The following is an 8,074-nucleotide window of genomic DNA, read 5'->3' as shown; positions in this document are numbered from 1 at the left end:
GGTCAAGGGGGCGGCCGGAACTCGCCCGCTACGGGAGCGGCAGGCTCCACTGGCCGACGTCGTCGGCGAGACCGGTGTCGAGGGCGAACTGGACCGCGGCCGGGTCGGCGTCCTGAGGAAGTCGGAAGGTGATGAAGCCCTCCGCCGTGCCGCCGGGGTCGAGCGTGACGGTCCCGGGGAAGGCCGGCCCCGCGGTGGTGGGAACGTCGTCGCGGGCGAAGCGCTGGCCGGAAGTGTCCAGCAGATGCGCGGCCGGGGCGGGGGAGTCCCGGTAGACGGCGGGCGGCAGCCTTCCCCGCCAGAGCTCACGCTCGCACCACGGGTGCAGATCGGCTCGTCGTCCACGGTCGGAACGTACTCCTGGCCACCGGTGAGGAACTCTCACCCGGTCGAGCCAGAATTGATTGGATCTCCGGGCCCGTTCGTGTCATGGTTGGTCCCACCGAAGGGGTGTAGCTCAGCTGGTCAGAGCGCCGGTCTCCAAAACCGAAGGCCGCAGGTTCGAATCCTGCCGCCCCTGCATCTTTGAAGTGCTGCTATGCCGAGAACGCCCAGGTGGGAGCCGGTCTCCCGTCTGGGCGTTCTTTTTTGTCTGGACTCTGCTGGTGGTCTGCTGGACTCTGTTCGGAGTCTGCTGGGTGGATCGCGTCCCCCAAATATCTCCTACGGGGGTTGGCTCGAAGATCCAGGTCAGTGGCCATGTGGGACGGCCCCCCTGTCTTGCGAACAGGGGGGCCGCCGTGTGCCGGGTGACCGGCAATGGGCCCACCATCTTCGGGCGCCCGGCACGTTCTGGGTGACGCCGAGGGGGGCGCCAGGTGGGAAGTTGCGTGTCGCCGGCCGGTCGAACGAGCGACCTAGATCAGACAATGCTTCAATTCTGCTGCTGACAAGTTGATCTTGCTAGGTTGACCTGGGCTGGTGCCACCCGAACAAGATCAGTGGATTCGCGATGCCCAGAGAGCCGTGGGCGACCGCATCCGCGTAGCCCGGATTCACGAGAACCTCACCCAGGAGCGGCTGGCTGAGCGGGCCGGCGTCGACCGCTCCACGATCCAGCGCCTAGAAGGCGGCACGACGGACGCGAAGATCAGCCATCTGTTGCGCATCGCCTGCGTCCTCCGCGTCTCGGTGAAAAGCCTGCTGCCGCCGAACGCGTAGGGGAACGTTTCGGCCACGTACTGCGATTGCCCCAGTCTGCATGTCCCATGCACGTGGGGCTAGTGGGTTCTTAGATATATCCATCCGCCATCTGGCTTCGACCTGGGCAAACGCCACGAACGGTCAGGTTCTACCTATCGGTTGACTGATGTTCGATCGAACATACGGTCGAGAAAGTTTGTTAAAGCGGAGGTAAACCTACCGACCGGTTTCGATTGCATTCCATACCCGCCCCTCCCGTAGCCGCCGCATCGGAAGGGGCGGGGGTCACGTGCCCGCGCCGTGCTGGGGGCAGGCGCGGGGAAACCAGCGCAGCAGCTCGCCGGCCCGCCGGGTGCGGCGCTCGCCGAGGTCGACCGCGGTCGCGTTGTCGAGGCAGATCCCGCAATGGACGCACGCGGTACCGCGGACCTGCTGCTCGGACAGATCGCCGACCGGCGGAAGGGGTGGTGGCTGGTTCATGCCCGTACTCTGCCCGGCCGCGAGGGACGCTTCCACCCGCCTTTGCGGGACACCTGGGACACATCGCCGGTAGCGTCACCCGCATGCCCGCACACGCCCCCAGGGGATCCTCGTGAACGTCGCCCTCAGGGACGCCCTGAGACATGCCGGGGTGACCCGGGAGGACCTGGCCCGTAGGGTCGGCGTATCAGGGAAGACCGTCGACAGGTGGCTGGACTCAGAGCGAGTCCCGCACCCCAGGACGCGGGCAGCCGTTGCAGAAACGCTGGGAGTGAGACCGGAGATGCTGTGGTCAGAGGCCTTGGGCAAAGTCCTCAAGACTGGGCCGGACCGGGAAATCGTGGCGTCATATCCGTACCGGAACCTGTGCCCGCCGACGGTGTGGTCGCAGCTGATCGACGGGTCGAAGCGAGACATCATCTTCGCCGGGTACACGTCGTACTTTCTGTGGCAGGAGCAGCCGCGGGCTGCCGAGCGTCTACGGGCGAAGGCGGAGGCCGGCTGTCGGGTCCGGTTCCTCCTGGGCGATCCGGAGTCGGAGGTGACCCGGCGGCGCGAGCAGGTCGAGGATGTTCCGCTGTCGGTGTCCACCCGGATCCGGATCACGCTGGACCAGCTCCGGAAGCTCGGCCCGCTGCCAGGGCTGGAGGCCCGCTTCTCCGACGGGCACATCTCGCTGTCCGTCTTCGCCTTCGACGAGGAGGACGCGCTCGTCACGCCGCACATCGCGGACCTGCTGGGCCACGACTCGCCGATGCTGCGCCTCCGCCGGCTGCAGCCTGACGGTCTCTTCGACCGGTTCACGCATCACGCGGAGACGTTGTGGGCTGCTGGCCGACCGGTTCCGGATGTCGGTGGCGGCTCGTAGCATGGCGGCATGATCCGGTCCGCTGAGCTGGTGAACGAGGAAATCCGGGCGCTGCTGCAGGGCGCCAAGCCGCGGGCTGAGGACCGGGACCGCTACTACCGGCTGATCATTGAGTGGGCTGAGGCGGACCGTGCCGAGCAGGAGCTGGCGGCCTAGGATCCTTGCGTGGCTATCGAACTCTCCGACGAATTGATTGAGCTCCAGCGTGCGGCGAACCAGGCGCGGGAGCGGGCGCTGGCCGGCGTGTACAGCCGGGAGGCGTGGCGGCCGTGGCTTGAGGCCGCCGAAGCGCTGCAGGCTGCGGTCACCGAGCATGCGGAGGCGTCGGGGCAGGAGCGGCACAAGGTCGAGCAGGCCGCCAAGGATGCGACCCGGCAGCCGGCCGACGCCTGACAGACCTCCGCCCCGCCGGTCGCTGTCCCCGCGTGGGGTCCGGTGGGGCGGGATCGTGCAGCGAGGCAGCCCGCCTCAACCCTTGAATGGGATGACCTGATCGTAGGCACGGCCACCGACAATCGATTCAGGTGTGACCTCACCCCATATACAGCTTGACGCTGTACAGCGTGAGGCTGTAGCTTGTGGTCATCGACAGGGGAGGACCGATGACCACACTCACCACCACCGCAGCCGCCACCCAGGCCCGCGTCACCACCGCCACCATCCGCACCTGGTGCCGCCGCGGAGCCATCACCGCCATCAAGACCGCCGGCCGCTGGATCATCGACGCCTCCTCTCTCGCCCGCCGCATCACCATCGGCACCTGGAGGAACACCGTGGCCGCCACACCCACCCCGACCCCCGGCACCATGGCCGCCCGCGGCCGCGAATATGTCGCCGCCTGGCCGACAGGCATCACCCGGAAGCACAACCTCGGCTGCGAGCACATCGCCGAAGCCCTCACCCGAGCCGGCATCACCAGCCACGACGAGGCCCAGGCCCTCCGCCCCGCACTCCTGAAGAAGGAGTACATCAACCAGATCGCCGCCCTCACCCCGGCAACAGCAGCAGCCGTCATCGCCGAACTCCGCGCCATCAGCACCGAGATCGCGGAAGCCGCCAAGACGCACTGCCACTACTGCGGCCTGAAGCTCCCCGCCAACGGTGACTGCCCCTCCTGCGGAACCGGAGAGTACTGACCATGACCACCGTCCGAATCAAACTGCGCTGCGACGACGGGGACAACGAGGCGCCCTACGACGAGGTCGACCTCGACGCACTGTCGCCACGCGCCCGCACCCTCGCCGAAGCCGTCGCCGCAGCCCCCCTCCAGACGGCCGCCGACATCTGGATGGAGCACGAGCGCCCCCTCCGTGAGGTCATGCCGGACTGGCATCTGTGGCACAGCGAGGAGGAGGCCAGCCGGCCGGAGCGCCGGCCGTGGCGCGGCTGGGCCCGGTACCCGCTGGAGTCGAGCATGGACCCGGTGGCCTACCTGGAGCACGAGGCCCGGAAGATTCCGCCGGACTGGCACGTCCTCGGCTACGTGCCGGACACGCCCGTCCCGTCCCTGGCTGTCGGCGCCGAGGACCAGGGCATGACCCGGGACATGGTGCTCCGCTACCTGCGCGAGCACGGGCGGCCGATCGCGGTCTCGACCTGGTCGGCCTACGTGGCTCGCGGGCAGGCGCCGAAGCCGGCCCGGCACGTGAACCGCACGCCGCTGTGGGACCGGGCGGACATCGACACGTTCCTGGGCTGACAGCAGAGCCCCCGATCATGATGATGGTCGGGGGCTTCATGCTGTCCGGATGCCGCCTCGCCCGCCCTCGCGCACGCTGGTCGTATGGACCGTGCGCCGATCCTCGTGCACCGCATCACCCCGTCGGGCGGCCGGCGGGTCGTGATCCGTATCCACGGCGTCGACACCGTCCTCGGCATCGCCCACAGCGACCGGGACCTGATCGAATTCCTGCGGCGGATCGAGATACCCGACCCCGAGGACATGGTGCTCGGGGACTCGCCCGCCATAGCGTGGCAAGGCGGACAGGCGCACGTGTACCAGGAGCCGGACGAGACGTAGGCGCGCGGCGGCCCTCCCGTGGGGAGCCGGGAGGGCGACGGGCGCGGCCCCGCCCGCAAGCAGGCGGGGCCGGCAGCGGGGGCCTCCGCCTGGGAGCAGGGAGCCGGCCCGACAACCACAGCAATGGACTGGAACCAGCCACGCAACAGAGGTCGTGGCGAGAAACAGGCGCCACATGAAGAAGCCCCCACCCGAAGGTGGGGGCTCTCGACGATGGTGGCGGGCCGGGACTTCACGTCCCTCCCCGGCGCAGGGGTTCGCGCTGCCCGCCCCGCGCAGACGCCGATCAAGCGCCTGGCACGCCTGCCCGTATCAGGGGCTCAGGACCAGTGTGACACGAGGCGCCCACAGCGGGCAGGGATCAGGCGGGCCTGGCCGCCTCGCCCTTATCCAACTGGACGTGCACACGGACCTCATCGTCGTGCTCATCCGGCATGAGCCAGACGACTTCCGCGACCCGCGCTACCGTCGCGCCACCGACGATGAGGTCGTCAACGCGGGGAGGCGCCGTCAGTTCGAGCTCCCACGTGCCGTCGATGATGACCTTCATGGCGCCCCTTTCGGGTGCGGGTTATCGCGGATGATCCTGTTCGCCTGCCAGCAGAACCAGACGATCGCAGCGAAGATGGCGTACACGCTCAACGCTCCGACGATCAACGGACCAGACATGGCGTCTCCTTCGGGTGACTCCAGTGCGGCAGGGCGGTCAGGCGGCCTTGCGTGGCGCGAAGTCCAGTACGGCGTGCCACATGTCGTTCGGATCCATGACCGGCCTGTACTCGGCGATCTGGTACCTGGTCTCGCGCTCCTTGTTCGCAAGCAGCATGAAGTCCCCCACCTTCATGCGCGGCCCCCAGCCGGTGACGTGGATGCGCTGCCCGGCGTCGACCACCTTGGTGATCGCGTAGTCGTGACCCCAGCACCGCTTGCCGGGGCCGAAGTCGTGAGTGGTCGGTTCCTGCATGGCTTCCTCCTTGCTTCGATGGGCAGCGCATAACGTCTTGTTCGCTGCTACAGGCCGATGTCGTCGGATGCGGCGTCGACCCAGCGGTCGGCTTCCTGGATGTACCCCCAGAACACCGGCGAGTTGGCGGCGTGCCCGGACTGCGCGCGGATCTTCTCCTCACGCTTCCCCGCCTTGCGGGAGGTCGTGATGAACCCGGCACGCATCGAGTGGCCAGTGAGGCGGACGGCCACCCCGGCGCGTTCGGCGCTACGGGAGATGATCTCTTGGCAGCCGGACGCGGTCAGCCCGTCGGTGCCGAGGTGTCCGTGGACGCTGACGGGCCGGAAGGCGGGCCCGCTGGTGAGTCCGGCCGCCGCCTTCCAGGTGAGCCAGGCGCGGACGGGGCAGGTGTCCGGGTTCTTGCCGTAGGCGACGACGACGTCCCGGGGTGGGCGCTGCTTGACCGACGGCACGTGGACGTCGAGTCCTTCGCTGACGTGCTTGATGCCGTCGGCGCGGAGGGCGGAGACTTCGGCGGAGCGGCCGGCGATCCCGAAGGCCATGAGCCAGAGGGCGCGGTCTCGGAGGCCGGCGAGCCCGGCGGGGGCGGCAGCGTACATCTGGCGGAGCTGCTCGGGCGTGGCCGCAGGGGCCTTGCCTCGACCTCGGGCGATGCGGTCGGGGTCGAGCTTGAGGGGCTTCAGCGCTTGCCGGGCGGCGACCGTGGCCTGCTTGGGGACTTCGACGCCTAGCGACCGTGCGGTGACCGTGACTCCGGTGATGCGGCGGTCGATGCTGGCCGGGGCGGCGAGCTTGATGGTGTCGAGCCAGACGACGAACCCGACGAGCATGCCCTTGGTGACGTGCGTCGAGGCGACGCGGTGCCCGGTGCGTTCGCCGAGCCAGTCGTTGAACTCCTCCCACAGGTTCCAGTCGTTGGCGTAGCCGCGCTTGGTGTTGTGGGGGCGGATGGCGTCGAGGTGTTCCTCGGCGGCTTGTTCCATGGCGGCGAGGACGGCGAGGGTCGCCGGGTCGTAGGCGGCCGGGGCCGCGCTCGGCTGGTAGGGGATCAGGCTGCTTGCGTCGGTCACGCCTCGTCCACCACCAATCCGTAGTCGGCCGCCAGTCGCTGGATCGTCAGACAGGGGAAGCGGTCGCCGCTCCAGAGGCACCGGGGGGTCTCCTCGCCCTCGCGGTACGGGACCCAGTTGTGGTTCACCAGCAGATCAAGGTCCCGGAACATCAAGGGGCGGGGCACTCCGCTCTCCCGGATGGCGTCTTCGAGGCGGTCCACCAAGTTCGTCATGCCGCCTCCGGGTGGTTCGCGAGGAACTCGTGCCGGTAGCCGCCCAGCTCTGCGATGCGAAGCTGGTCCTGCTGCCAGCAGGACGGGCCGTCTTCTCCGTCGAGGGTGTCGTTCCAGGCGGGGAGGTAGTCCGGGTGGTGCCGCCACATGCGGGTGAAGTACCGCATGGTGGAGCAGGGGAAGCCGCAGGCGGGATCGCAGGTGAAGCAGCGCGCCCAAGACTTGCCGTCGGAGTCGACGTAAGGGGAGTGCTGCACGACGGCGAGGCGGAGCGAGATGACGCGGTCGACGGCCATGTCCCGCTCGGTGCCTGCCGGGAGAGTTTCGGCGGCGGTGAGGTCTTCGCGGAGCCGGGCGTGCACGAAGTCCTCGGCGCGGAACTCCCACAGCCAGTTCGGGTCATCGGGCCGTGTCACTGGCTGCCTCCTCGCGCATCGCGGTCCGACGCCTGTCCGCGTCGATCTCTTCGGCGCGCTGACGCGCCACTTCCTTCATCTGATTGCGGATGGCGCCCGTGGCGACGGCCAGAGCTGCATCGGCGAGGCAGTCGACGCATCGAAGGTCTGCGGCGTCGTGGTGGGTGCGGGCCTGGTAGCTCTCCATCGCGAAAAACCAGAGTCGGTCGGCGTTGAAGTGCACGACCCCGATTACGGGGCCACGGTTGCACTGGCAGTAGTCGAGCTGCTCCGGCATCACAGTCTGATGATCGGTGGAGTCGGCTCCGAGTGACCGAGCGCGGCGTCGCGCAGACAGCTCATCACGAGAGTCTTTGGGCATGCTCAATTGTACCAATTTTGGGCGCCGATATGGCATCTTATCGAGGTCGCTGCCACCCAACTCGGGCCTCGGTTACTGGTGATTACCGCGACCGGGATGCAGCACCCCTTGACTGTCCAGCGCTGGACATGCACACTAGTGGACACAGGCGGGGGTCCACCGCTCGATCAGCCCTAGGAGGAATCGTGATCAACGGTCGCATCTACGGATACCTCGACGACGACGGCGCGCAGAAGATCGGCGGCACCATCACGGCCATAGGCGGTCGGCGCGACGACATCAAAGCCATCCGGTGGGACGACGGAGTCGAGTCCCATGTCGGAGAGCACGACCGCGGCACCACCTGGGACTACGAGGACGAGGACTGACATCCAGATGAGCGACGAGCTCACCCGGCGCGCCGAAGAACTGCGGGACCAGCGCGCCTCCGTGACGACGCAACTGAAGGAAGTCGCTGCCGACCTGTGGAACGGGGGTCGGAGGAACATCCGCGAGATCGGCCGCCTGACGGGGCTTTCCCGCACGACCCTGTAC

16 protein-coding genes, 1 tRNA gene and 1 pseudogene are annotated in these 8,074 nt (G+C 68.3%); 10 read left to right on the top strand and 8 right to left on the bottom strand.

The window, feature by feature from the left end; translation table 11 throughout:
- Positions 1–28: 28 nt before the first annotated feature.
- Positions 29–385 (bottom strand): hypothetical protein, encoded by a 357-nt coding sequence (locus ACWGIU_RS22065; protein ID WP_453708290.1) that lies wholly within the window; start codon positions 383–385, stop codon positions 29–31.
- A gap of 61 nt (positions 386–446) precedes the next feature.
- Here ACWGIU_RS22065 and ACWGIU_RS22060 point away from each other — a divergent pair.
- A tRNA-Trp gene (locus ACWGIU_RS22060) sits at positions 447–520 on the top strand.
- Between the two features lie 446 nt (positions 521–966).
- Positions 967–1,161: a helix-turn-helix transcriptional regulator gene (locus tag ACWGIU_RS22055; protein ID WP_453708288.1), complete on the top strand. Its 195-nt coding sequence runs from the start codon at positions 967–969 to the stop codon at positions 1,159–1,161.
- A 267-nt stretch (positions 1,162–1,428) separates the two neighbouring features.
- On the opposite strand, the gene ACWGIU_RS22050 is transcribed toward ACWGIU_RS22055, so the two are convergent.
- Positions 1,429–1,623: a hypothetical protein gene (locus ACWGIU_RS22050; protein WP_453708286.1), complete on the bottom strand. Its 195-nt coding sequence runs from the start codon at positions 1,621–1,623 to the stop codon at positions 1,429–1,431.
- 112 nt (positions 1,624–1,735) lie between these two features.
- Between ACWGIU_RS22050 and ACWGIU_RS22045 the strand changes: the two are divergent.
- The 7 genes and pseudogenes from ACWGIU_RS22045 to ACWGIU_RS22015 all read left to right on the top strand — a co-directional run.
- A pseudogene (locus tag ACWGIU_RS22045) lies at positions 1,736–1,894 on the top strand (helix-turn-helix domain-containing protein); the annotation flags it as partial.
- Positions 1,895–1,963: 69 nt separating this feature from the next.
- Entirely contained in the window at positions 1,964–2,491 is a 528-nt protein-coding gene (locus ACWGIU_RS22040; protein ID WP_453708291.1) for a hypothetical protein, read from the top strand.
- 9 nt (positions 2,492–2,500) lie between these two features.
- Entirely contained in the window at positions 2,501–2,647 is a 147-nt protein-coding gene (locus tag ACWGIU_RS22035) for a hypothetical protein (protein WP_453708284.1), read from the top strand.
- A 9-nt stretch (positions 2,648–2,656) separates the two neighbouring features.
- On the top strand, positions 2,657–2,884 hold the full coding sequence (locus tag ACWGIU_RS22030; RefSeq protein ID WP_453708282.1) for a hypothetical protein: 228 nt from the start codon (positions 2,657–2,659) through the stop codon (positions 2,882–2,884).
- Positions 2,885–3,093: 209 nt separating this feature from the next.
- Positions 3,094–3,627 (top strand): hypothetical protein, encoded by a 534-nt coding sequence (locus ACWGIU_RS22025; protein WP_453708280.1) that lies wholly within the window; start codon positions 3,094–3,096, stop codon positions 3,625–3,627.
- Positions 3,628–3,629: 2 nt separating this feature from the next.
- Complete coding sequence (locus ACWGIU_RS22020; protein ID WP_453708279.1) at positions 3,630–4,190, top strand: hypothetical protein; 561 nt, start codon at positions 3,630–3,632, stop codon at positions 4,188–4,190.
- Between the two features lie 84 nt (positions 4,191–4,274).
- Positions 4,275–4,511, top strand: coding sequence for a hypothetical protein (locus tag ACWGIU_RS22015; protein ID WP_453708277.1), 237 nt, complete (start codon positions 4,275–4,277; stop codon positions 4,509–4,511).
- A gap of 361 nt (positions 4,512–4,872) precedes the next feature.
- On the opposite strand, the gene ACWGIU_RS22010 is transcribed toward ACWGIU_RS22015, so the two are convergent.
- From ACWGIU_RS22010 to ACWGIU_RS21985, 6 genes are all read right to left on the bottom strand, one after another.
- On the bottom strand, positions 4,873–5,061 hold the full coding sequence (locus tag ACWGIU_RS22010; protein ID WP_453708275.1) for a hypothetical protein: 189 nt from the start codon (positions 5,059–5,061) through the stop codon (positions 4,873–4,875).
- A 156-nt stretch (positions 5,062–5,217) separates the two neighbouring features.
- On the bottom strand, positions 5,218–5,475 hold the full coding sequence (locus tag ACWGIU_RS22005) for a hypothetical protein (RefSeq protein ID WP_453708273.1): 258 nt from the start codon (positions 5,473–5,475) through the stop codon (positions 5,218–5,220).
- Between the two features lie 47 nt (positions 5,476–5,522).
- Positions 5,523–6,548: a hypothetical protein gene (locus ACWGIU_RS22000; protein ID WP_453708271.1), complete on the bottom strand. Its 1,026-nt coding sequence runs from the start codon at positions 6,546–6,548 to the stop codon at positions 5,523–5,525.
- Entirely contained in the window at positions 6,545–6,763 is a 219-nt protein-coding gene (locus tag ACWGIU_RS21995; protein ID WP_453708269.1) for a hypothetical protein, read from the bottom strand. The genes ACWGIU_RS22000 and ACWGIU_RS21995 overlap by 4 nt, the downstream gene beginning before the upstream one ends.
- Entirely contained in the window at positions 6,760–7,179 is a 420-nt protein-coding gene (locus ACWGIU_RS21990; RefSeq protein ID WP_453708267.1) for a hypothetical protein, read from the bottom strand. Before ACWGIU_RS21990 ends, ACWGIU_RS21995 begins: the two co-directional genes overlap by 4 nt.
- Entirely contained in the window at positions 7,163–7,456 is a 294-nt protein-coding gene (locus tag ACWGIU_RS21985; RefSeq protein WP_453708265.1) for a hypothetical protein, read from the bottom strand. The genes ACWGIU_RS21990 and ACWGIU_RS21985 overlap by 17 nt, the downstream gene beginning before the upstream one ends.
- Before the next feature lie 269 nt (positions 7,457–7,725).
- Here ACWGIU_RS21985 and ACWGIU_RS21980 point away from each other — a divergent pair, with 269 nt between their 5' ends.
- On the top strand, positions 7,726–7,908 hold the full coding sequence (locus ACWGIU_RS21980; protein WP_453708263.1) for a hypothetical protein: 183 nt from the start codon (positions 7,726–7,728) through the stop codon (positions 7,906–7,908).
- Positions 7,909–8,074: the final 166 nt, after the last annotated feature.

Source organism: Streptomyces sp. NPDC054840 (assembly GCF_053611065.1).
Note: the sequence above shows the minus strand (reverse complement) of the source record. Positions and strands in the feature narration are given on the sequence as shown.